Annotated in this window: 7 protein-coding genes; 5 read left to right on the top strand and 2 right to left on the bottom strand. The window is 55.5% G+C overall.

Annotated features, from left to right (window positions below):
* On the bottom strand, nucleotides 1–1017 hold the full coding sequence (locus JWJ90_RS18385) for an FAD:protein FMN transferase (RefSeq protein WP_205228681.1): 1017 nt from the start codon (nucleotides 1015–1017) through the stop codon (nucleotides 1–3).
* Between the two features lie 915 nt (nucleotides 1018–1932).
* Entirely contained in the window at nucleotides 1933–2478 is a 546-nt protein-coding gene (locus JWJ90_RS18380; RefSeq protein WP_205228680.1) for a YcjF family protein, read from the bottom strand.
* Between the two features lie 638 nt (nucleotides 2479–3116).
* Here JWJ90_RS18380 and JWJ90_RS18375 point away from each other — a divergent pair.
* The 5 genes from JWJ90_RS18375 (at nucleotide 3117) to JWJ90_RS18355 (ending at nucleotide 25144) form a co-directional block, all read left to right on the top strand.
* On the top strand, nucleotides 3117–4235 hold the full coding sequence (locus tag JWJ90_RS18375) for a prohibitin family protein (protein ID WP_205228679.1): 1119 nt from the start codon (nucleotides 3117–3119) through the stop codon (nucleotides 4233–4235).
* A 5-nt stretch (nucleotides 4236–4240) separates the two neighbouring features.
* Entirely contained in the window at nucleotides 4241–5479 is a 1239-nt protein-coding gene (locus tag JWJ90_RS18370; protein ID WP_205228678.1) for a polyamine ABC transporter substrate-binding protein, read from the top strand.
* Complete coding sequence (locus JWJ90_RS18365) at nucleotides 5476–7116, top strand: cyclic peptide export ABC transporter (RefSeq protein ID WP_205228677.1); 1641 nt, start codon at nucleotides 5476–5478, stop codon at nucleotides 7114–7116. Before JWJ90_RS18370 ends, JWJ90_RS18365 begins: the two co-directional genes overlap by 4 nt.
* Before the next feature lie 154 nt (nucleotides 7117–7270).
* The gene (locus JWJ90_RS18360; RefSeq protein WP_205228676.1) at nucleotides 7271–11158 is read left to right on the top strand and encodes a non-ribosomal peptide synthetase; all 3888 of its coding nucleotides are present in this window, start codon (nucleotides 7271–7273) and stop codon (nucleotides 11156–11158) included.
* Nucleotides 11159–11179: 21 nt separating this feature from the next.
* Nucleotides 11180–25144, top strand: coding sequence for a non-ribosomal peptide synthetase/type I polyketide synthase (locus JWJ90_RS18355; protein WP_205228675.1), 13965 nt, complete (start codon nucleotides 11180–11182; stop codon nucleotides 25142–25144).
* Nucleotides 25145–25147: the final 3 nt, after the last annotated feature.

The following is a 25147-nucleotide window of genomic DNA, read 5'->3' as shown; positions in this document are numbered from 1 at the left end:
TCAGCCTTGAAAACCTGATGTTTTATACGCATTGAGCTGCTTATCGATGAACAATCCTTCGCAACCCGCAAACTGTTGGAGCAGTTCAATCGCTTTTTGGTGTCCCAGAACCATAGATGCTGTTGCCAAACCATCGGCCAAGGCCACGGATGGCGCCGTCACTGTGGCGCTGGCAAGCTCTGGCGGCGAAAACCCCTTTCTTGGGTCAAGAATGTGATGATTGCGCAGATCCTCGGAGAACGGCTGCATGTAATCACCGGAGGTGGCTACCGCCAGGGGGGTATTCAACTCAAGAACGGTCATTGTCTGAGCGGACTTCGGTCGGGGATTTTGGACACCAATACGCCAGGGAGCATCTGCGGGTTTTGCGCCACTGACCATGAGATCACCACCCGCCTCGACATAGACATTGGAAAATCCAGCTCCGCGTAAAGCGGCGACGCCCTGATCAACGATATAGCCCTTGGCAATGCCATCTAAGGTTATGGCCATCCCTTGCGCAGACAAACGTATTCCCGGCCCTTCACGTCTTATCTTTTGATAGTCGACCAGAGGTAAAACCTCCGCCACTTCGACGGCTGAGGGAACACGCGTCTTCTCATAGAGCTGCAACAGGGGAAGCACCGAGACATCAAAGGCGCCCTCTGTGGCCCTGCTGATCTGATCAGCCAGCCCCAGAACCTCCAGAAGAGCATCTGGGGCCTCCATCAGGGAGCCCTGGGCGTTCAGCTGACTGAGGGCGCTGTTCACCTGATGTCGGCTAAAAATCTGTTCCAGAGTTTCCATGCGGTTAAAAGTAGCTGCAGTTGCCTGCAGGCATTGGTCTTGATCTGGACCGTAGACGATCAGATTGATTTGGGTGCCCATCAGGGTGCGACTTTGCCGCACAACCTGAGGCTGACTTTCAGCCCGCATCAATCCGTATCCGTAAAGACCGCCGGCCGCACCGGCAAAGGCTAAAATTTGGAGGAATTTGCGTCGCCCGATGAGATGACGACTTTGACCTGTTTCACTCATTGTCCACCTTCCTTCGTCTGGGGGCATGGGGCCATGGATACATGGCGTGAACCAGTGCTGTATCGATCTGAATCCGTGAGGAGATGAGGTTGCTCACAGCTTCAGGCTAGAAAACATTCAGGATGACTTCCCTCAAAATCAAGAAAAGTCGGTATTGAAAACCAATCGCATGAATGAATAACTATTCTTTTAATTTGAAAAAATGTCAACCCTTTCAAAAATTTCCAGAGTTATGAATGCTCACGAATTCAGGAAAAATTCATCGAAATCATGATAAAAAAAATACGGAAGTCGTTATGGTGCAGCAAAATGCCTGCTGCGATGCGGAGACGATCAGGCCCGATCTCCGGATGCCCCCAGACAATGTGTCGCGGCCAACCTGCCTTGCCTTCCTGGCAGAGAGCTGGTGATCATCCATCACGGACACCTGTATACCCAGTCAGGCGAAATGTATCCGGACTATGCCCATGAGCTAAAGGGTGTCTTGAGTAATTACAATGAAGGCGCCTTGCACCTCATTTCTCACGCCTCTATTGATTTGTTCAGCCAAGGCCTGGATTTTCAGCCCAGATTTTTCCATATCCGTAGAGGGTGCCGACCGCTCCGGCAAAAGCAAAAAAAGGAAACGAAATGAAGGGTGGTCAGAGGCAAGAAAATCCAGGATTCACCCTGGATTTTCTTGCTCGCAAGGGGAAGGAATACATGTTCTATTTAATCGGCTTTTCTCCGGCGATCCTGTGCAAGGAGAACCAATATACCGACTATTGGTGTAAAAATTAAGCTCACCAGGAAATTTCCCCAGAAGCCAAATTTGAAATCACGTCCGAGCAAACCCATAAACCAGGAAAAACCGATAAGCAGAAGTAAATACAACAAGTAGGGTGTTATTGGTAAGACCATTCTGTTTTTGCTTTTTTACGAGCTTGCGGCTTCTTTGGCCACGGTTTTCCCTTTTTCAAACAGTTCCTTGTAGTAGTCCTTCATTGTTTCCGGATTGAAATCAAGCAGTGTCCCACCGGCCTCAAAATGGCTTGTAAAAACCTTGCCTGTGGCATAGGTGATCGCACCAGCCATCACCGGCATGCTCAGCCCACTGACAAGTTGTCCGACGCCTGGAACAATTTTAACCATCGAAGCAAGGAGGCCGGTGCCCATCGGCACAACGCCCAAGGAAGCAAAAAGGGGAAACAGGGTATTTTTAAATTTATGTTCAGAGAAAGGAATATCATACACCTTGCTCAGTTTGGCGATCATTGTCACTTGAGCAGCATAGATAGCGGCAATGTCTGCAAGCGGCATGGGAATGAGACCGCCTCCCGCGCTCCACAGCACAAAATTACGTACGATTTTATCCGCCTGTTCAAGTGTAGAGAGTCCTTCAAGCTCTTCTTCCGCTACCTCAGGCCCTTCCGTTTTTAGGTTTTCTTTGACCTTAGCATCTTCTTTTGTATTGGTTACCATCGCTTGCCCTCCCTGTAATTCTTCATTTAATTGCCACTTTCTTTCATCCGCTCAATTTCTTACTGGTAAGACGTCTTATATAGTACCCGTTTTGCGAGGACGCTTCCAATGAAATGTGTATAAACTGGTCTGTTTTTTCGTCATTCTAACCAAATCGAAATTATTGAGCTGTTAGAGATGCAAGAATAATTGTATCGTACCAAGACTTTCCCGGCACTCTACTGTAAAAAGCCCCTGGTACCACAATAGCGAGCATATTGATTCTCACTCCCGTTTTCTCATTTGCTGTGACCTATACAGGAGTGCCCCTGTCAAAAAAAAGATTCTCACGATACAAGTCTCCTTCTCGCCAGCTTAAGTCGTTGGTCCATCAATCAATCCAAGTGAAATCTAAACACGGCTCTCCTCCATTTTCAGAACAAGATCAATAAAAAAATCTCATAAACACCTTGAATCCTTTTTGTTCTACACTGTATAATTTCTTTGTCTTTCTGATTACTGGCAGCGACTTTTTCAATACTCCCTTTCCTTTCTGCCAGTAGGATGCAAAATAAAAATTCTCAGATTCACACACCACAGGTCTTGTCCATCTTACTGTACTTGGGGCGACCTCACACATTCAGGTAGTTGGAGTGCATATGGCCCCATCGGAGCAGCCCCCCGCTAACACAATTCTTGAAAACTTTCGAAAAAACTGGCCCTATCTCAGGCGCCGACTTGCGCTTTTTCTCAAATTTTTTTTCCTGGTTGCCCTCGTTCTTTTTGCCTATTTTTTCAACCGTATCTTCATCAATATCTATCCTGGTGAAGCTGGCGTTCTTTGGCGACGATTCCACGGCGGCACCGATATGGACTACGTCTATAACGAGGGACTCCATGTCATCCCTCCATGGAACAAGATGTATGTCTACGATACCCGCATTCACCACACACCCTTTGAATTTGAAGCACTTTCCAAAGACGGTTTGCCGATACTTTTCGAAGTATCAGTGCGTTATCTACCCGATCGGGAGTATCTTCCCCAACTCCACACACTCGTAGGTCCGGATTATGTACGCAAAGTGGTCAAGCCGGAGGTTCAGGCGCACCTGAGAAAAGTGGTTGCCAATTACCTGCCTGCTGAAATCTACACCTCTGAGGGCTATCTTTTGCAGATCATTATGCAAGGGTCCATGGGCGCCTTTGCCGAAAAGCATATCATCCTCGACAACCTTCTTATCAGAAGGATGATCCTCCCCAAAACAATCGTCGAGGCTATTGAACGCAAACTGAGCCAGGAGCAATATGTTCAGCAGTACGACTACCTCCTGCAAACCGCGGTCAAGGAAGCCAAGCGTAAAGCTATTGAGGCGGAAGGAATCAAACGCTTTGAGGATATTGTCAAAGCTGGAAACTTCTTTGATAAATACCTGCAATATAAGGGAATTGATGCTACTATAGCCCTATCTAAATCCAACAATTCCAAAGTCGTGGTCATAGGTGGTGGAGAGGGTAAACTTCCCCTGATCATGAATATGGATTCGACCAAGACGCAGCCCGAAAATCCTGAATCTGAACCAGCAGACTCCACCTCCCCACAGACATCCCCCCCATCCTCACCCAAGCCAGATGCGCAACAGTCACTGCCCAAGCAACAGGATTCCAAAGAACCTTGGGCATCATTTCTTTCAAGGTTAGAGAGCTACTTAAAGAACGACCAGTTCCCCCCTGTTGTGCCTTCGGAATCTCTTCCTCAAGGGACAAAAACAAGCAGATGAAACAGATGCGCAACATATTCTTCCTCGTGCTCGCTCTGGTCGCTTTCTGCATTGGCGGCTGTGACAACAGAACGCCGGTCGGCAAAAGTGACACCCAAGATTGGACCAAGCATCTGAAACTCCCCAAAGCACAGTTCGAGCCTGCCGAGCAGCTTAATATCCTGACCTGGCATTACTACATCCCTCAAGAGGTGTTTGATTTATTTAGCAAAGCATACGGGACGCGGATTTTCCCCACCTATATCCACAGCAACGAGGAGATGTTTTCGCTCTTACAGAGCCGTCCCGAGCAGTATGACCTGCTCACTCCCAGCGATTATATGGTCACCAAAATGATCAAAAACAATCTCCTCTATCGACTGGATCATCAAAATCTGCCCAATCTGGAAGATCTCGATGAAGACCTTCGCAGAGTCCCCTTCGATATAGGACTCCGTTATTGCGTGCCCTTATTTCGAACCAGTCTCGGCATAGGATTTAATATCGACTATATCGTCGGTATTCCCAGAAGTTGGAATTTCCTTGTCGAACAAGCACGCAACAACTACCTCGATTACCGCTTGGGCATCATGAAGGAGATGCGTTTTGCCATGGGGATTGCCCTCCAACTGGGCGGCTATTCTCCGAACACGACCAATCCAAAGGAAATTACAGAGGCCCGTAACCTTCTGATAAACACCGTAAAAACCTGCGGACTGTCTTTCATGGGGGAGGAAAACAGTGACAAAGAACTCATCAACGGGGACATCCTTCTTGGCGTCGTTTGGAACGGAACGGCCGCAAACGCTTTGAATCACAATTCGAACATCAGATTTCTTCTGCCTGAAGGGAAGGTCATGGTGACCATCGATAATGCCGTTATAAGCGCTCGGAGCAAAAGCATACGCACCGCCGAACTGTTTCTCAACTACCTCTTGCAGCCTCAGGTCATGGCGCAAATGACCAATTACAACTACTTCCCCAATAGTATGAGTAGCTCACTTCCCCAGGTAAAAAGGAGTATCCGCACCGGCCCTGGATTTCTTTTTCCAGAGGAGGAAGACCGTCTTTTTTTAAAAGACCTCGGAGAGGCAACCAAACTGTATGAGGAGGCCTGGGCGCAGGTGCTGCAGACAAAAGCTCCCGAAACCCTGGTCAAACTCCCCTTGCCCAAGGGAGGTTTTTTCAGAGGAGACACTCAGATGGAGGATTTTACAAAAGATTTTTCTGATGCAACGCAAACCGGCGAACAAGGGACCCCGTGAAAAATTACTTCGAATTCCTCAAAAAAGAGGCGGGACCGCTCAGCAAGAGCATGATATTCATGACCATCGCAGCAGGCATTACCAATGGTCTCGCCGTGGCTACCGCCATCCATATCGCAGGTAAACTGCAACCGGGCAGCCTTCATTTCCAGGAGTTTTTTCTCTTCATCTCCCTCATGGCCCTGTTCTGGTACTGTAAACGCTATTCCATCAACGAAAGTACTCGGCTGGTCGAAAACATTGTTCGTATCATCCGTCTCAGAATTCTGGGAAAACTCAACAACACCGATCTGCTCGGCCTGGAGTCCATCGACAAGGGCATCTTTTTTTCAGCTCTGGCCACGGACACAGCGACCATATCACTCTCCACCACTGTGGCTATCAACGCCATTTCCTCCGGAGTGATGTTAAGCTTCCTCATAATTTATATCGCCGTTATGTCCGTAGAGGCGGTGTTGATAACCGTCGGCATTGTCAGTTTTATCGTGATCCTCTATTTGAAAAACGAAAAACAGATCTCAGGCCTGTTACAAAAATCGGCGGCCAGTGAAAATATCTTCATGGACAACCTGAACGGCCTGCTCTACGGATTCAAGGATCTGAAATTAAACCGACGGAAATACCAGGATTTCAGTCAGGAAGAGCTGAATACGACTATTGATGCCTCCACAGACCTTCGGGTGGATGCCGGACTCAAACTCAATATCACGATTCTCCTTTCCCAATCATTTTTACTCTTTTCCATCAGTGGAATCCTCTTTCTCCTCCCCCAGATAGACCAAAACCAGATCACCCTGATCCCCAAACTGATCGCACTGATCATCTTCACCTCCGACCCGGTGGGCAACCTGGCTACCGCCATCCCAGCCGTCTCCCGGGCTGAGGCGGCGATCAACAATATTCGCAAATTGGAAAACCTGATCGACCAGGGACAAAATCAACAGGAACAAATCAGCGGCGAACAACCGATTAAGGAGCTGAGCTGGAGCCGAATCTGCCTGGAGAATATCTTTTTTCAATTTCCACTCAAGGCAAACGGCAGACCCTTTCACATTGGCCCGATGCAGCTCGAATTCCATAGAGGTGAAATCACTTTTATCGTTGGGGGTAACGGCTCCGGTAAATCGACCTTCCTCAAGGCCCTCACCAGTCTCTATCCGCTTGATAGTGGACGCATTCTGCTTGATGACATCGAGATCACCCCATTTAACAAGGCAAGCTATCGCAACCTCTTCTCCACCATTTTCTCAGACTACTACCTCTTTGGCCGACTCATTGGCATTGATGCGCCGGATAATGAGAAGATCGATACCCTCCTTGCGCAGATGGAGTTGACCCACAAGACTTCCATTGAAGACGGAGTAATAACCAACCGCGATCTCTCCACCGGTCAAAAAAAGAGGCTCTCCCTGATCATCAGTGTACTGGAGGACAAACCGGTGATGATTTTTGACGAATGGGCCGCCGATCAGGACCCGGTCTTTCGCAAATTTTTCTACGAGGTGCTCCTGCCTGAACTCAAGGCCAAGGGTAAGACAATCATCGCCGTGACCCATGACGATAAATATTTTCATGCAGCGGACCGCATCTACAAGATGGAATACGGTCGCTGTACCCCTTATGAGCTTGCAGCATGACAATGCTCTCCCCTACCGCTAGGCAATATGCTCTTTCCGGTTAACAACCAGAAATCATCTTTTCAGGAGTAATTTTTACACGCAGGAAAGCTCTTCTCCCCAGCAGAGAGATCGGGTTTGTGATGAGCAGCTTCAGGTTTTTTCAAGAGGACATATGGTTACTGATACACCGCAACGCAGAGCCAGTACCGCAATAGAAGATATCTTTCCGCTCACAGGCCTCCAGGAAGGCATCTATACCGAATACAGGCTCCATACCGAACGCAACGCCGCAGCTGAAACTATCCCCGCCTACAATGAACAGTTTGCCTGTGCTGTTGAGGGCTGGCTGGCCCCCATCCAATTCGAGCAGGCATGGCATGCCTTAACCAAACGGCACCCCATGCTGCGCACCGCGTTTACCGAACTTCCCGGAAAGGGGCCAAGGCAAGTGGTCTTGAACTCCCGTCCATTGAGCTTCTCCTTTGAAGACATCTCTCATTGTTCTGAGAGAGAAAAAATCTTCCAGGAACGTGGTTTGGTCGATCGCCGAGCCCCCTTTGATCTCGCGCGCGATCCGCTGATGCGAGTCCGCCTCCTCCAAACCGGGCCGGCGCGGTATCGTCTGATCGTCACCTTACACCATCTCATTTTCGATGCATGGTGTGCTCCCATATTACTTGAAGACCTAATGGCTCTCTATGCACGGGCCATGGGTGGGGACGAACAATTGGCCCCACCTCCGCGGACGCGGTTCGGGGATGTCGTTCGTGCGCAGAGTGAACGCCGAGGAAAGGCAAACACTGCCTTCTGGCGAGATTATCTTGCCAACGTAGAAGGTATGTCTCCCCTGCCCTTTCTGCACCAAGAGGCGGCACCGGGTGATTACGCTCACGCAGTCAAGGTGATCGAGCCAGCAACCATGCAGGCGCTGACAGACCTGGCGGGCAGACTGTCCATACCGGCAACATCCATCCTACATACCATTTGGGGCTGGGTGTTGGCACGGTTGCAGGATCGCTCCGAAGTCCTGCTTTCCGTTGTTCGGGCCAATCGCCCTGCTGAATTTCCCGATATCGACCGGGTCATAGGTATGTTCATTTCCACAGTGCTGCTCAGGGTGAATATAGCCAGGACGACACGTCTTGATGCGTTATTTCAGCAGGTCCACGACGACCTGCAAAAAACCGCGGTCTGGTCTGCAGTCTCCCTGGCGGAGATGCTGGCTGCAGGGAACATTGGCGCAGGCCAAATCGATCACGCAATCGTGGGCCGCACAGCCTTACTCTCCGGCGGAGATACAGAACAACTTACCTTTGCAGGATTGCGTCTCTCGGACTTCCAATTTGCCTCCTGGGACCATTATGATTTCCAAATTGGCTTTTCCCTGGACAGCACGGCCTACTTTGAAGCCAAGTTTCGCCAGGGCCGTTTTCATCGCGCAGATATCGACAGGCTCCTGGCGATGCTCTGCTCGGCTCTCGAACTTGCCGTACAATCACCGGAGCTCGACCCCAAAACGGCACCAATATTCAACGGTTCCGCATTAGCCACAACCACCATCACCGGCCCCCGGATTCCCCTTGCACCTCCCCTGCCACTACAGCTTGATGCCATTCTTGCTCAAAATGGCAATCACATTGTCACGGTGGATGAGCAGGGGGCCCTGCACGCGGCAGAGCTGGAAGAGGCTATCCTAGCCACAGCGGGCATGCTCTCTCGTAGCTATGGCATAGGCGAAGGTGATCAGGTCGGGATTCTTGTCGAACCCGGCAATGATGTCCTTATCGGGATGTTGGCTGCCTGGCGACTTGGCGCGAGCTTTGTCCCCATCGCCCCTGACTGGCCAACGGAGCGAAGGGCCTTTGTTCTGAGCGACAGTCAGGTAAAAATCCTTTTGACACCGGGCAACCGGGACCATGATTTTTCTCTTTCCTGCCCCTGTGAAAAAATAAGCCGCCACCGGGAAAGGTCCTGGGCGCCACCGCCTGAACCGGTCCTCGCGGATATTGCCTATATCATCTATACCTCCGGCTCGACGGGGCGCCCCAAAGGGGTTGCCGTGGGCATGGAGGCTTTGAGCAACTATTGCCACCACGCAGCAAATGTTCTGGGGCTGCTACCGACAGATGCCGCGCTTCAGGTCAGCTCTCCGGCCTTTGACCTGGGCTACACCACTCTTTTTTCGGTTCTGCTGGCGGGAGGAACTCCGCACTGGACCGGGCAAAACATCCTGGTGGACCCGCTCCGAGTCATCGAGACCTTGGCCGCCCGCAAGATAACGACCCTCAAATGCACCCCCTCCTATCTGCGTTTACTGCTCTCAAGTCCGGATTTGCAGCCACTCTCAAACCTGCGCCATTGGCGCCTATTGATCTTGGGCGGTGAGATTTTTGCACCCCGCGACCTGGAAATCCTGGCCCTCTACTGCCCCTGGCTCCAGGTGGTGAACCATTACGGCCCAACGGAAACGACCATTGGCTGCGCCATGATCGACTTAGGCGATATTCAAACAGCAAGCAGGATGAACGCCCAGTGCATCGGGACACCGGTTGCCAATACCCGTATCCATATTCGAGATCGATATGGTTCTCCCCTCCCTCAGGGGATCGAAGGGGAACTGGTGGTTGAGGGAGCGGCCCTTGCTCGGGGATATATCAACGGTAAATCCGGTGGTTTCTCCAAAGAAGGGACAACAACCACATACCGAACAGGCGATCGAGCCCGCATCAGCGCAAGCGGTCACCTGGAGTACCTTGGTAGGACCGATGACATGATTAAAATTCGTGGTTTTCGGGTCAATGCAGGGGAAACCGAGGCTACGCTTCGCCAGATTCCGGGGGTTGACGATGCGGTGGTTGTGTTTGATCACCAGAGCGAGACAGCAGAAGCGCAACTGCTCGCCTTTGTACAGTCAGCCGCGATCGACCTCCAGCCCGCTGACATCAAAAAACAACTCGCTGCGCGACTCTTGCCCGCACAGATCCCCACCCGTCTCTTCTTTGTCCATCGTTTGCTGATCAAGGAAAACGGCAAACCGGATCGAGCGGCAATGCTGCGTCACGCCATGAACCGCTCTCGGGAGATGGATGATTACGTCCTCCCGCAAACCGAGACGGAAAAACGTCTGGCTGCGATCTGGCAGCAGGTGCTGAAGGTGGAGCAGATCGGCAGGGAGGATGATTTCTTTGCTCTTGGCGGCCACAGTCTGCGCGCGCTTCAGGTGGCAGCCGAAGTCCGCAGAGAATTCGACACTCCCCTCACCATTCGTACTTTTTTTGAATATCCAACCCTTACGGATCTGGCACGACGGCTTGACAACGGGCCGGTACAGGAAAAACCATACACCGTGCTCTGCCAATACGAGGAGACCGCACCCATTCTTTGTTTGCCGCCAACATTGGGCGTGGCCAGCGTGTACAAGGAAATACTCGATACCATGGACCTGAAGCTAGGTGCCGATGGTATTGATTGCCCCGGCCTGGTTGCGGGTCCCCTGGCCCCATCCCTGGAAAATATGGTCGAACAGATGCGTGCAGTTCTCCCGCAGGGGGGCATGCGGTATCAGGTTTTGCTCGGTTGGTCCTTTGGAGCGAGCCTTGCCATCGAGATGGCGCGCCAACTCGAGCGGGAGGGCCGAACCGTGTCGCTCCTGCTCTTTGACGGCGCGCCGCGCCAAGCGGGATCAGAACGGCAACCAATGTCTTTTGAGGGACTTACCGCTCTTTCAAACCGACGATACTGGTCACAGGTCCTGGCTATATTACGCCGGAGCATGCGCACTGAGCAATTCGCTCGACTGGAAAATATTGCCCAGCATAACATCAAGCTATGGAATAGTTACAAAACAGGATTCCACCTCAACAGCGATATTTTGGCCATTGAGGCCAAGAGTTCTCAACTCTCCGCCAGCGCCGGAGGCCTGAAGTCTCTGAAGGCGCTCACACGAGGCCGGTTTGAACGCATCGTGACCACAGGTGACCATTACAGCATGTTTCATCCGCAGCACATGGAACGTTGGCTCAACTCTGCATGCACCTTCATCCAAGCGGCGTGCTCTTGATTTTACTGAAAGGATCGCATCATGGGTAAAAATTGGGACTTTTGCTTTGGCGCGGATTTGCTTCCCTCTTCGGGGCAAACGTTACGGGATATCTTTCTCCATGTGGCTCAAGGGAAGGGGACATTTATTCGCATAGATGCAAATGAGGATGAATATCTGGTCTCGTACAGTGCGTTGAAAAATCGCGCGGCTCGTATTGCAGGCCAACTCACCGCATCTTCGGTGCGCCCCGGCGACGCCGTCATTTTGCTGATGGAAGACCCTTTGGCCTTTGCCTGTGGCTTTTGGGCCTGTATCCTCGGTGGTTTCGTCGCCGTTCCCCTACCCCCCATGGAGACACCGGCGCAACGCGAGCGAACCATAGGAGCCATTGAGGTCCTCCAAGGCCCCTGGGTCCTTTCCGATACCCCCCTGGTCGAAGACAGCGATATCGAGAGCTTAATCAGCGGTAGCTGGACGCTTGCCGGCCCGGATTTCGATCGTATCGCCACACTGCCGGAGGCCCCTGACCCATCGCCGCCCTGTTGCCCCGACGATAACGTCATCATACAGTTCTCCTCTGGATCCACGGGGCGTCCCAAGGGGGTACAGCTGCGACATGCCGAGGTCCTGGCCAACATGGTGGCCCTGGCGGATCGTCTTGTCCTGACCCCCAAGGATACCTTTGTCAGCTGGCTGCCGCTCTCCCACGATTTTGGCCTGTTCCATTTTCATATTCTCCCTATGGTCACCGGCATCGATCAGGTGTTGATGGCGGCCACGACCTTTGCCCGTAAGCCGGTTTCCTGGATTCGGGCCATGGACAAACATAAGGCCACCATCTCGGGAGCACCCGATTTCGCCCTCCGCTTAGTTTCCACGCTCATGAAACCGAAGCGCGCAGCCCAGTTTGATCTGAGTTCCGTTCGCCAAATTTCCAATGGGGCCGAGCCCATCTCTGCCCGCACCACAGCGGATTTTTTGGCGGCAATGCGACCGACACAGCTGAACCCGCTGGCCCTGAAACCGGCCTATGGCCTTGCCGAGGCAACCCTCGTCGTAACCATGGCCATCCCCGACGCCGACCTGCGGGTCGTGTATATCGACAGAACCCATTTGGCCATCGGGGACAAGACGATTCATCTGGCTGAAGATGACCCTCGCGCGATTTCGCTCATGACTCTGGGATTACCGCTCAAGGGGATTGAAGTGCGTATCGCGGATGAAGACGGCAATATTTTGGGTGAAAACCTCATTGGTCGGATCCAGGTGCGCAGTCCTGCGGTGATGAAGGGCTACATGAATAATCCCCAGGCCACACAGGAAGCCCTTCTTGCAGAAAACTGGCTCGATACCGGCGATATCGGCTTCATGGATCAGGGCGAATTGGTCACCAACTGCCGGGCCAAGGATCTCATCATCGTTCAAGGGGTCAACTACTACCCTTTAGATATTGAATTGGCTGCCGAATCCACCCCTGGCCTCAACTGGACCAACACCCTGGCCATCACCCAGGCTCGGCGACCCGATGGCAACGGCGAGGCCGTGCTTGTTTTTGTCCGCTATCGCGGCAGCGATGAGGATTTTGCAAAAATTGCCTGGAAGATCGAAGAGACCATCCTGGAAAAGACCGGCCTGGCCATTGATTATTGTATCGCGGTGCGCAACATTCCCAAGACGACCAGCGGTAAAATACAGCGCTTTGAATTGGGAAACCGGTTTACCGGTGGCGAATTTGCCCCACAGATCGCAAAAACACGACAGCTCCTTGTCGATAAGGGCGAACCGCTCACCGCTGCCATGCGCCTGGGCAACACTGGACTGGCAGCCCGCCTGATCGCAAACGAGGCAGAAAGCCTGACCAACACCTCCATTACCCTCCACGACGCCCTGATGGAACAGGGGGTGAGTTCCCTCCATGCTGTGGCTCTGTGCCAGCGCCTGGCAACCATGACCGGCCGCCCCCTCTCGATTGCCGATATCTTTGATCATCCCACAGCCTACGACTTGGCGGCATTTTTTGTCAGCAGCAGGCAGGAGCACGCCGAGCAAATGATGGAGACCGGCACGGAAACAGGGAAAGAGATCGCGGTGATCGGCTATGGCTGCCGCTTTCCTGGCGGCGCCAATGATCCCGAGCGTTTTTGGATGCTCTTAGAGAGCGGCAAAGACGATCTCACCATCCCGATTCCAGCAAACCGCTGGTCGCAGGATACAGACTCACAAGACGAGGTTCCAGGGCATGCTGCCTTTCTTGACGATATCGATACCTTTGATCATGAATTCTTTGGCATCCCTCCTGCCGAGGCAGCTACCCTTGATCCCCGGCAACGCCTTCTTTTGGATGTTCTCTGGCAGAGCCTGGAGCACGCCGGGCTCGATCCCGAACAGTTGCGCGGCCGCCGGGTCGGTCTGTTCCTGGGCCTGAGCGAAACAGGGCTCCCCATCGGCGACACACGATTCATCCCGGATAAGGCCGCCGCCCGCACCTATGGCGTCACCTCCGCTGCCACCAGCATCGCTGCAGGGCGCCTGTCCCATATCTTTGACTTTCGAGGACCGGCTGTGGCCATCGACACGGCCTGCTCCTCCTCTCTGGTGGCAACCAGCCTGGCCATCCGGGCAATACGGAGCGGCGAATGCGAACTTGCCATCGCGGGCGGGGCCAACCTTTTGCTCTCCCCGGACCTGCATACCGGTCTGGCACACATGGGGGCGCTGGCTGCCGATGGTCGCTGTAAAACCTTTTCCGCCGATGCAGATGGCTATGGTCGGGGCGAGGGTGCCGGGATGATTGTGCTGAAAGGGTATGAGCAGGCGAAGGCCGAGGGTGACTCCATCCACGGTATCCTGCTGGGCTGCGCCCAAAACCATGATGGCGCCAGTCAAAATATCACGGCACCCAACGGCCAAGCACAACGACAACTGCTCCGCCGCGCCCTGCTCGATGCCGATATCGGCAGCCGGGATGTGGACTGGATCGAAACCCACGGAACAGGCACCTCTCTGGGAGACCCCATTGAGGTGGCGGCACTCATTGATGTTTTTCCCCGCCGTGGCACCGATCTGCTCCCGCTTGGCGCGGTCAAGAGCCGCATCGGCCACCTCGAGGCCGCTGCAGGCGTTGCCGGGGTGATCAAGGCACTGCTGGCTCTTGCCCATGAACGCATTCCGCGCAACAGCTCCTACCAGGCACCCAACCCCAATATTCGCTGGGCAGATATTGGTGCCCGTCCCGTGGATGAACCACTGGATTGGACTGCCCGTCGGGGGCATCGCCGGATCGTTGGAGTGAGTGCCTTTGGTATGAGCGGTACCAATGCCCACCTGCTGATAGGAGAAGACAGCCAACCGGTGGTGCAGCCAACCGGGCAAGAAAATCATCTCCCTATCCTGGCGATTGGAGCTCGCAGTGCAGCCGCTCTTGAGCAATTGCAGGCAACCTGGGTGGATACCCTTACCCGTAAAAAACCGGTCCAGTGGAACGCGCTTCTCGCGGGTGCCTGCAGCCGCCGGGGCGGCCACGAATACCGATTGGCTCTGGCGCTCAATCCCGCCTCTAAGGAAAATGCTCTTGAGCGTTTGCGTACTGCACGGGTAAGCCAAGCACTGCGCAAGCCCACTGTTCTTTTTGCCTTTACCGGCCAAGGTGCCCAGTCGCCCGGAATGCTGCACCAACTTTACAACGAACAGTCTGGTTTCCGGGCGGCCTTTGACGAGGCCACAGCCCTTGCCGGCCCCATTGCCGGTCGTTTGCTCAGTGATTGGCTCTACGGTGAAAACAGGGCGAACCAACAGCGACTTGATCAGACAGATCTGGCCCAGCCAGCACTGGTCGCCACGGCCTGGGGCCTGGTCCGTCTGTTGGCTGATTGGGGCGTGCGCCCCGACGGGGTTATCGGCCATAGCAGTGGGGAGATCACGGCTGCCCTGGTCGCAGGGGCACTTGATCTGGAAACCGCCATGCGCCTTGCCGTGCTCCGAGGCGATGTGATGCAGAACCTGGCACCAGTGGGGAGCATGGTCGCTGTCAGCGCGACTGCCGAGGTTGTCTCGCCACTACTCAACGGCTTACTCAAGACGGTGATATCAGGGTTTAATGGCCCTGAATCAATCACAGTCTCCGGCCCGGGCACGGAGATCGAAGAGTTGTGCAACCGCTGTCAAAAAGAGGGCTTAAAAACTCGTCTACTCAAGGTAAGCCGCCCCTTCCACGGTCCCTGCATGCAGAAGGCCGCAGAGAAACTGGCTGAGGAAAGCACCGCTTTGCCAACAGGCCCTCTGGGGCTGTCCATGTTCTCCACATGGACCGGTGCTGCCCTGAGGCCGGATGCTCTGATGGACAGCGCCTACTGGCAGGAACAGATGCTCTCACCGGTACGATTTTCTCAGGCAGCCACGGCGGCTGGACAGGCCGGATTCAACCTGATGATCGAGATAGGACCACGCCCGCTGTTGTCCCGACTTGGGCCCGCTTCTGTTGCAGAGGCGCGTTGGGTGGCCAGCTACGATCCCGAAGACGGGGAAGGGCTTGCGCCCCTGGCTGCTGGTCTGGCGCGCATATGGCAAGCGGGCGGCAAGGTGGATTGGCAGCAGTACTACGGCCATCGCGGTGTTGGAGGAGACCGTTTACCCAGGCACCCTTTCTTTCCCCAACCGATTCCCCGCGCCCCCTGGAGCAATTCCCAAGCGCCTCGCCCTACAGAAAGACAGGCGACAACCGCCTCCTCTCCCCCTACTCTGCTGCGCAGTCAGGAGGAGATCTTAGAAAGCATTGTCAAACCACTCTTTACCAAGATTTCCGGTCGCAGGGCAGACGAGATCGATGCCAATCAATCCTTTCTTGCCCATGGCGTGGACTCCCTGATCATTGTTCAGCTCAAACATGCGGTGAAAACCGAAACCGGCCTGGATATTCCGGTGGGCGAGTTCTACGACGGCACGGAAACCCCTCTGCGCCTGGCCGCCCTTATCCGCAAAAATCTGCCCGAGGAGCACGCGCCTGTCGAGCCCTCTCCGGCTGCCACCGGCTCAACCTTCGCTGCCGGCGAGGCATCAATTCCTGAGCTCATGCAGGCCCAGTTGCAGACAGTGCAGGATATTATCAATCGTCAGCTCGACACCCTGAGTGCAAGAGGGATGATGCCCGCTGCGCCGGGAGAGGTCTCCGCTTCCGCCTCCCCAAAACCCATCAAAAAGTCAGCGGGTGGCGAAATCAAGGGACTCTTCAGTCAGCCCAACAAACAAACCAAGGGGCTTCGCCCTGAACAACAGACCCACATTGCCAGGTTGGCCGCGGACTGGAATGTAAAGAGTGCGGGCTCAAAACAGGAGGCACGTAGCAACCGTTTACATCTGGCCAACAGCCGCTCGGTCTTTGGTTTCCGCCAGGAATACAAGGAACTGGTCTATCCGCTTGTCGCCAATCGGGTGCAGGGCTCCAAGGTCTGGGACGTGGACGGCAACGAGTATGTCGATATCACCATGGGCTTTGGCGTCTCTCTCTTTGGCCACAATCCCCCCTTTATCAAAGAGGCGCTCCTGGCTGAACTGGAACAGGGAGCAGCCATTGGCCCGGCCTCCACATTGGCCGGTGAGGTGGCACAGCAGATTCACCAGTTGACCGGGGTGGAGCGATGCGCCTTTTTCTCCACCGGAACCGAGGCCATCATGTGCGCAGTGCGTCTGGCGCGCGCCGTCACCGGCCGCACCAGGCTGGTTCTTTTCAAAGGCGCCTATCACGGTAGTTTTGACGGGGTCCTGGCCACCGGCTGGATTAACTCCCAGGGGCGGCCGGAGGCCATCCCTATGACCGACGGCACTCCCGAGGCCATGGTCGAAGACCTGATCGTGCTGGATTATGGGGACATGGCCGGCCTTGATGTCATTGCCCGCTATGCAGAGGAGATCGCCCTGGTGTTGGTGGAACCGGTACAGAGCCGCAATCCGGGCAACCTGCCCCTGGATTTTTTGCATGCCCTGCGCCAGCTGACCCATGAACGCGATGTCCCCCTGCTCTTTGACGAAATCATCTCCGGGTTCCGCTTTGCTCCCGGCGGCATGCAGGCGCTTCTGGGGATCGAGGCGGATATCGTCACCTACGGTAAGGTGTTGGGGCACGGCCAACCTTTTGGGGTCGTGTCGGGCAAGGCTCGCTTCATGGATGCGGTCGATGGCGGCCAATGGTCCTACGGAGACGAGAGTGCACCCGGTGTTCGCACCGCTTTTGTGGCCGGTACCTTTAACGGCCACCCCCTCTCCCTTGCCGCCGCACGCGCCGTGCTTGAACGCATCGCCGCGGACAACGGTGCCCTGCAGGAGGAGTTGGCGGCCAAAACCGAAGCCATGTGCCAACGGTTGGATCAGCTCTTTGCGCGGGAAAAGGTCCCTGTCCGGATGGAGCGCTACGGTTCACTCTTTCGTTTCGGATTTGGCGAGGAAACCGAAATCCTCAATACCCACCTGCTCAACAACGGTATTTTTGTCTGGGAACAGCGCAACTGCTTCCTCTCCACCGCGCATTCAGAGGAGGATATTGAAAAAATCATCAGCGCCACCCAGCGCGGCATCGCGGCAATGAAACGGGACGGCTGGTTTTTGGCCGACAAAGACTCAGCCAGTACAGAGAACAGCAGCATCCTGCCCACCACCCGCTCACAGACCGCAATGTACCACCCGGCTCTGGACCCCGCAGCCCTTGGCCTCTGGACGGATATGATTGCCCTTGACCTCAACGGGGTCGTGCACAGGGAACGTTTACAGGGGGCGATAGAGAGGGTGGTGGATCGCCATTCGGCCCTGAGTACGGTGCTCATCTCGGAAACCAGCCAGGTATATGCAAAACAGGCCCGCACCGGTCTTGTATGGCTGGATTTTTCCACAGTCGCCGATCCGGAAGCCCAGCTCCGTAACTGGATGGAGGCTTCGTTGCGTCGCCCCTTTGAACCCGATCTGGCGCCAATCCGCTTTGTTGCGGCCCACTTGGGTGCTGGCCGGACCACTCTGATCGTTTATGGCCACCATCTCTGCATTGATGGCTGGTCCCTTGCCCTGATTACCCGGGAAACCCTGTCCGCATACCAGGGCATCCCCTTGGCCGAACCCGACAGACTGGAGACCTATCTCCAGTGGGAAGAGTCCGCCCAACCCACAGCGGGAACACAGACGCCGGTCTCTATGGAGCTGCCAGGTTCCCTGTGCCAATCCACAGGCAGCAGCCCCGCTGGCAGCCGCATCACACGGACCAAACTGGGCCAACTCCGGGCTGCGCTTGCAACCCGAGCGCAACAAGGGGAAAATACGCCCTTTGTCCTCATGCTTGCGGCCTACGCCATCTTCCTGTCTCGACTGACCAATCAACGCATTATCACCATTGGTCTGCCCTGTGCCGGGCAGGCAGCTGCAGGAACCCATACCCTGGTGGGCAATCTTTCCTTTGTTCGCCCTGTAACTCTGGTTCTCGATTCACAGGAGCGGCTGGATGATTTTCTCCATCGCCTGCAACGTCAGGTGGTTGCGGAATCAAGCTCCCTGCCCACAGAATCCCTGCCACAACGCCATGTACTGTTCAACCTCGACGGCCCGCTTCACCTTGCGGTTGAGGGACTCGATATTGTTGTGCGCCCGGTCCCGATTGTTGGGGCCCGTGCCGATCTCTTTGTCAATCTGCTCAGTGTCAACGACCAATTGGTGCTTGATGTCGATTGGCCAACGGAAAAATTTTCCCGCGACCAGGTGACCTCCTGGATCGACAATTTCCTTGTGATCGCCAAAAGGATTGCTGCCAGTGACGCAGGCAACACCTCTGTCGGTGAGATTGCAGCTGCCCCGCAGTTCAGCCACGAATCCGGCAGTTTCTCCGACTGGCTGAGGTTACCTGATCCCTCCAGTATGCAGGCTCCAGCACCCCGCAAAAACAGGCAGGCTAAGTCAGCATCACTCCGTACCCCGAGCGAACAACGGCTGGCAAAGCTCTGGCAATCCCTCTTGAATATGGAAGTCAACTCGAGCGAGGAGGATTTTTTTGAGGCTGGCGGCAGCAGCCTTGCCGGAGTTCGCCTGGTGGCGGCTATTGGCGAGTCCTTTGGCGTTGTCCTCAGGCTTGCCGACATCTTCAACGCACCACACCTCTCTCAGATGGCGGCCTTGATCGACAACCGAGAAGCCGGGGCGGAGTCTCGCATCCAAGCCGGAGAAAGGAGCACAGCGCCTGTTTCCCCGCAACAGCGCAGGCTGTGGTTATTGGAGGAGATGGGGGAAACGAGCGCGGCCTACAATATCACCGTGGCCCTTGATTTCCCCTGGCCTCTTGATCCCCAAGCATTAGAGCAGGCCCTGGCATTCCTTGCAGCCAGGCATGACAGTCTGCGTGCGGTTATCAGGGTGCAGGATGAAGTGCCGGTTCAGATGATGGCCGAGACAATTATGCCCCTGCTCACCATTGAAGATCTCAAAGCGGATACAGACTGGTCTGCCCGCAGAGCCAAACGGTTGGAGGAGGTGGCAACCACTCCCATCCCCCTTGATAGGGCACCGTTGTGGCGGGTCCTGCTGCTCCAGCTCCCTGAAGGCGACTGCCTGGCACTCTCCATCCATCACAGTATCTCCGATGTCTGGTCCATCGAGATTGTGCTGCGCGATCTCCTGGACGCATACCGCGCGGTTCGGCTGGGCATTACCCCGCTTCAGCCCGATTTGGCCCTGCAGTACGGTGATTACTGCCGCTGGCTGGCAACAGCTGCAGCTCCTGAACAGAACAAAGCCCTGGCCTATTGGACCCGGCACCTTTCCGGAGCCCCCAGCCTGACCACCTTTCCCCCAGACCATCCACGACCACCCGTCAAAACCTTTGCCGGCGCTCGGGTACATACCCTCGTTGTCGGCGAACAGCTCATCGACCTGCGCCGCTTGGTCAAGCAGCAACGAAGCAGCCTGTTCCAGGCGGTAATGGCCGCAGTTGCCGTTGTGGCCTTCCAGCGCACCCAGCAAGAAGAGCTGGTGCTGGGAACGATCAGCGCCTCACGCAATCAAGGGGGCCTGGAAGACTTGGTCGGGCTCTTTGCCAACACCCTGCCCATACGGTTTTCTTTGAACGCAAAAACCACCTTGGGTGATATTCTGCATACAACCCGTGATCGCTTGCTGGCAGCAGCAGCCCATGACCTTGCCTCCCTGGATGAGATCATCCAGGCCCTGGCGCTTCCCCGGAGCGTGGACAGCAATCCTCTCTTCGAGATCTGCGTCACTCACGACGATCGCCGGGGCATCATGCGTATTGCAGCCGAGCATGGGGCGGTCTGTGAAGAGGTGGCAACGCCGACCACCCAATTTGATTTCTCCCTGTATGTGACAGAAACTGACGACTCGCTCCTCCTGGAGGCGACCTATGCCACCGCCCTCTATACACAGGCGACTGCAGAAGCTATTCTGGAGGATATCGTCACCACCCTGAGCCGACTGATCACCGATCCGGATCAGGCCCTCGTTGCAGCGGTCAAGGAACCGCTCCCCACGCCCCATCAGGAGCGGCTCTGGTTTGTCGACCGGTTCGAAAACGGGCAGCTCTACACGGGGGCGCCGGTCTATTACAACATGGCCCTGATTCGAAGGCTTGAACAGCCTCTCGATCCAGAGGAGCTGCAGCGTCGGCTCGATAAGCTGACTCAGGCCTTGCCCCTGCTCAATAGAACCATGAACATGGAGGGCGAACTCCCCCGCTTTGACAAAAAGCAGGCAACCCGCCAGGCTGTGCAACGGGCCGGGCAGACTCTTCATCTACAGCCGAACTTAGGCGGCGAACTGGCCTCTTTCATCGAACATCCCTTTGATCTTTCTCGTGACCTCCTGCTGCGAGCAGGGATCTTCCAAACAGAAAGCGGAGAAAGAGCCCTGGTTCTGGTGGCCCATCATATTGTGCTCGATTTCTGGTCTCTCAACGAAATCGCCCGGCTCCTGCTCACCGATGCACTCCCCTCCCTGCCTGCGCAAGCCTTTGACGAATTCGCCCGACACCAACGCCGTCCCGCTGCGGCCTGGCCCAAGGACCTGGCCTATTGGCGGCAACAACTCGCCGGAGAACTGCCACGGCTCCTGCTCCCCATGGATCGTCCCCGCCCGGCGATTCACACCTTTACCCTGGGCCTGGTAACCGCCCCCCTCACAACCGCGGAAGTCGATGCCCTGCAATCGTGGGCAGAGCCACGATCGCTTCCACTCGACGATCTCCTGCTTGCGGCCTTTATCGCCCTGCTCCAGCGGTTGTCGCGTCAGGATACCATTGTTTTGGGGACAACCGCCCCCTATCAACCCAAGGAAGAACGTTCACTCATCGGGCCGGTAACCAACCTGGTCACCTTGAAGGTGGCCTGTGACACCAGCGTGCAACTCGATGCCTTTGTTGAACAAATTTCCCAGCAAAGCCGCGAGTCCCTCAGACATGGAGCACTGCCCTTTGACAAGGTGGTGCTTGACCTGAAACCCAAAAATGACATGAGCCGTACCGCCCTCTTTGACGTGCTCTATGTTCGTGAGGAGGGAGGCGCAGAAGATTTCCTCCTGCCTCCGGCCATCGGCTGGGGTAAGTACGATCTCACCCTGGCCAGCAGCAGGAACAGCACCGGGCAGCGGGAGTTGGCTCTTGCCTTTAACCTGGATATTCTGGATGAAAAAACCGCCCGGCACTGGCTTGACATCCTTGTTGTGCTGTTACGCGGTCTGCCAGCGGCAAGCGGGCAGCCTCTCAGCGATTGGGCGCTACTGAGTCCAGAAAACCAGCAGCAGTTGATCAATGCTGCCCAACCCCGCCAACAACAGGAGGCAACCTCCGCCCCGACCAGCCTACCCGATGCCTTTGCCGCCCAGGTTGCTCAAATGCCTGATGCCATTGCTCTGGTTGATGGGCCTCGACATCTCACCTATGGCGAGATGGAACTACGGGCAAACCGTATAGCCAACCGGTTACTGAACGTAGGCGTTGGCCAGGAGGATCGGGTCGCTATTCTCCTGGCACGATGCCTTGATTGGCCGGTGGCCATGCTGGGTGTTCTCAAGGCCGGGGCAGCCTTTGTTCCCCTTGATCCACAGACTGCGGTGGAACGGGGCCAGACCATCATGGCCACGGCGGGAGTGAAGGCTATGGTGGTTGACGACAGCGTTGACAGACAGCTGATCCAATCAGACCTGCCCCTGCTGAACCTGAGTAGCGATGACCTGGAGACAGAGAGCAGCCAACCCCCGCGGGTTCCACTCCATGGTCACCTCCTGGCCTATGTCCTCTTCACCTCTGGCTCCACCGGAACGCCTAAGGGAGTCATGGTCGAGCATCACAACGTCCTCACGCTTATTCTGGGCCAGGGGGACGTATTCCACTTTGGCCGGGATGAGGTCTGGAGCTGGTTCCACTCCCCGGCCTTTGACTTCTCGATCTGGGAAATCTGGGGCCCGCTTCTCACCGGAGGTCGCCTGGTGGTGGTCCCCCAATCGGCCCAAGGCGATATGGCCGCGTTGCGCAACCTCCTGCACAAAAAAAAGGTCACCCTGCTCAACCTCACTCCTTCCGCTCTCTATGCCCTTTTGTCTTATGAAGAGGAACAACCCCATGCGAATCTGGCAGTTCGCTCAGTCTGGTTGGGGGGGGAGGCACTGACCCCGAGCAAACTGAAGGGATGGGCCGCACGTTATCCAACCTGTCGACTGCTCAACCTCTTTGGCATTACAGAAACAACGGTCCATGTCACCTTTCGAGAGCTTTCCCCAGACGATCTCCAGAATGGAGACAGCATCATTGGTCGGGCTCTGCCAAGCTACAGTGTAACCATCCGTGATGCCCGCCTGCGTCTGGTTCCCGCAGGCATTGCCGGAGAAATCGTTGTCGGGGGCTCCGGCGTTGCCCGAGGCTATCTGGGCCAGGCGCAACTGAGTGCTGAGCGCTTTGTCGATGATCCCCTGGCCCCAGGAAAGAGGGTCTATCGCTCCGGTGACCTGGCCCGCACCACACTTGATGGCGAGCTTGTCTATCTGGGACGCATAGACGAGCAGATCAAGCTACGGGGGTTTCGCATCGAACCGGGAGAGATTGAAAACAGCCTGATGCACCTGCCCGGTGTGCGCGAAGCAGTAGTGGGAACCGCTGTCGGTGCCGATGGCAAAGCCGACAAGGTGGTCGCCTGGCTGGTGGCGGATCCGCCGCCTGATCCGGATGAAGCGGCCAACCATCTGGCCCGCACCTTGCCCGCCTACATGATTCCCGCCCATGTATACCTGGTCGAATCTATCCCTTTGACCACCAACGGCAAGGCTGACCGAAGGCTGTTGGCCACCATGTGCAACGCCACATTAGGCCGCAACGAGAACAGCGCTGCCCCCAAACCAGGCCTGGAGCGTGAGATCGCCTCCATCTGGTGTGGTTTGCTTGATATTGCACAGGTAGGCCGTGATGATAACTTTTTTGAACTCGGCGGCCACAGTCTCAAGGCCAACCAGGCCGTCCTGCGCATTCGCCGCAACCTGGGGCTTGAGCTGAGTCTCAAAGACTTCTTTTCGGCTCAATCCATAGCAGCCCTGGCAGCCCTTCTTAAAAACCAAAAAGCGGCAACAGAGCAGGAACTTCCTCTGGCACCACCACTGAATGCCTATCCCCTGTCATCGCCCCAGAGGCGACTCTTTGCCATGCAGCATGCAGATCCCAAAGCTGTTGCCTACAATATGGTGGGAGGCTTTATCCTGACCGGTGGGCTCGACCCGGCACGCCTGGCTCAGGCCTTTGTTCGTCTGAGAGAGCGCCATGAAATTCTGCGTACCCGTTTTTGCTTTGTGGACGGCCAGCCGGCACAGATGGTCGATCCGCCCGAACAAAATTTTCTGCTCCCCCTGACCCAGCCCCCCACGGGGGAAAGAGAGGAGGCGACCATCTCCCGTCAGCTGACAGCGGAATTCAACCATGTTTTTGATCTGAGCCAGGGGCATCTGCTGCGCGCCCAACTGGTTGGATTGGAAGCGACCCCGGAAGGTATTGCCCGTACCCTTCTGGTGCTCAATATCCACCATATAGCAGCTGATGGCTGGTCGGTGGCTGTGCTCATGGAGAATCTGGCCTCTTTCTACGACAGCACAGCCCCTGACTTGCCCCCGCTGCGGAGACAGTATAAAGATTTCGCCTATTGGCAGTCCCAGGCCTTTTCCGAAGACAAGGTGCACCCCGCGCTCGCCTTCTGGCGCAAGCGTCTGCTGGATGCCCCCCTCAGAACAACGATCCCATCAGATTTTCCCCGGCCCCAAATGCGAAGCGGCCAAGGGGCCATGGTGCGATACATGCTCAGTGAAGAGGAAAGCACGGCCTTGCGTCAGGTTACAGGATCCGCCGGCACAACCCTCTTTGCCGCCTTCAGCGCTCTTGTCCACGCCCTGCTGCAGATCAGAAGTGGTTCCTCGGCAACAATCATCGGGACGGCGGATGCAGGGCGCGATATGCTGGAGGTCGAAGACCAGGTGGGTTTTTACCTCAACCTCATCCCCTTTCCCATGACGGGTGACCCGGCCGCCTCCCTGTCCCAGTGGCTGATGGCGGCAAAAGAAGAGGCAGCCGTTGTCCTTGAACAAAAGGCCTATCCCTTTGACCTCCTGGTAGAGCACTTGAAGATCACCACAGCACCAGGCCACTCCCCGATCTTTGATGTCTTGCTACTGTTGCAAAACAATGCCACGCCTTCAGGCCGTTTTGCCGATCTGCGCATCGAGCCCCTTGCCGATCAGACAGTATCAGCAAAATATGATCTCAACCTCATGGTCGAAGATCGGCCTGCAATCGAGCTGATCCTTGAGTACGACACCACCCTCTTTCGCCGGGAAACGGCGCAATGGCTGCTGGACGACCTGGTACTCCTGGTGGAGGCGTTGGCAGGCGGTGAGGATCTCTCGCCGGTTCAAGTCCTGCAAACGGACAGACACCAACCAGCGAGCGAAACGGTCGGTATGCTTGAAAACGATGACCCCTTACTGGGAATGGATTAGAGG

Origin of the sequence: Desulfobulbus rhabdoformis, from assembly GCF_016919065.1 — a bacterium.
Classification (GTDB): Bacteria; Desulfobacterota; Desulfobulbia; order Desulfobulbales; family Desulfobulbaceae; genus Desulfobulbus; species Desulfobulbus rhabdoformis.
Note: the sequence above shows the minus strand (reverse complement) of the source record. Positions and strands in the feature narration are given on the sequence as shown.

What these genes read in the sequence shown, in the direction of transcription:
- JWJ90_RS18375 (WP_205228679.1), top strand. Translation starts at nt 3,117, where the DNA reads ATGGCCCCATCGGAGCAGCCCCCCGCTAACACAATTCTTGAAAACTTT.
- JWJ90_RS18360 (WP_205228676.1), top strand. Translation starts at nt 7,271, where the DNA reads ATGGTTACTGATACACCGCAACGCAGAGCCAGTACCGCAATAGAAGAT.
- JWJ90_RS18355 (WP_205228675.1), top strand. Translation starts at nt 11,180, where the DNA reads ATGGGTAAAAATTGGGACTTTTGCTTTGGCGCGGATTTGCTTCCCTCT.
- JWJ90_RS18385 (WP_205228681.1), bottom strand. Translation starts at nt 1,017, where the DNA reads ATGAGTGAAACAGGTCAAAGTCGTCATCTCATCGGGCGACGCAAATTC.
- JWJ90_RS18370 (WP_205228678.1), top strand. Translation starts at nt 4,241, where the DNA reads ATGCGCAACATATTCTTCCTCGTGCTCGCTCTGGTCGCTTTCTGCATT.
- JWJ90_RS18380 (WP_205228680.1), bottom strand. Translation starts at nt 2,478, where the DNA reads ATGGTAACCAATACAAAAGAAGATGCTAAGGTCAAAGAAAACCTAAAA.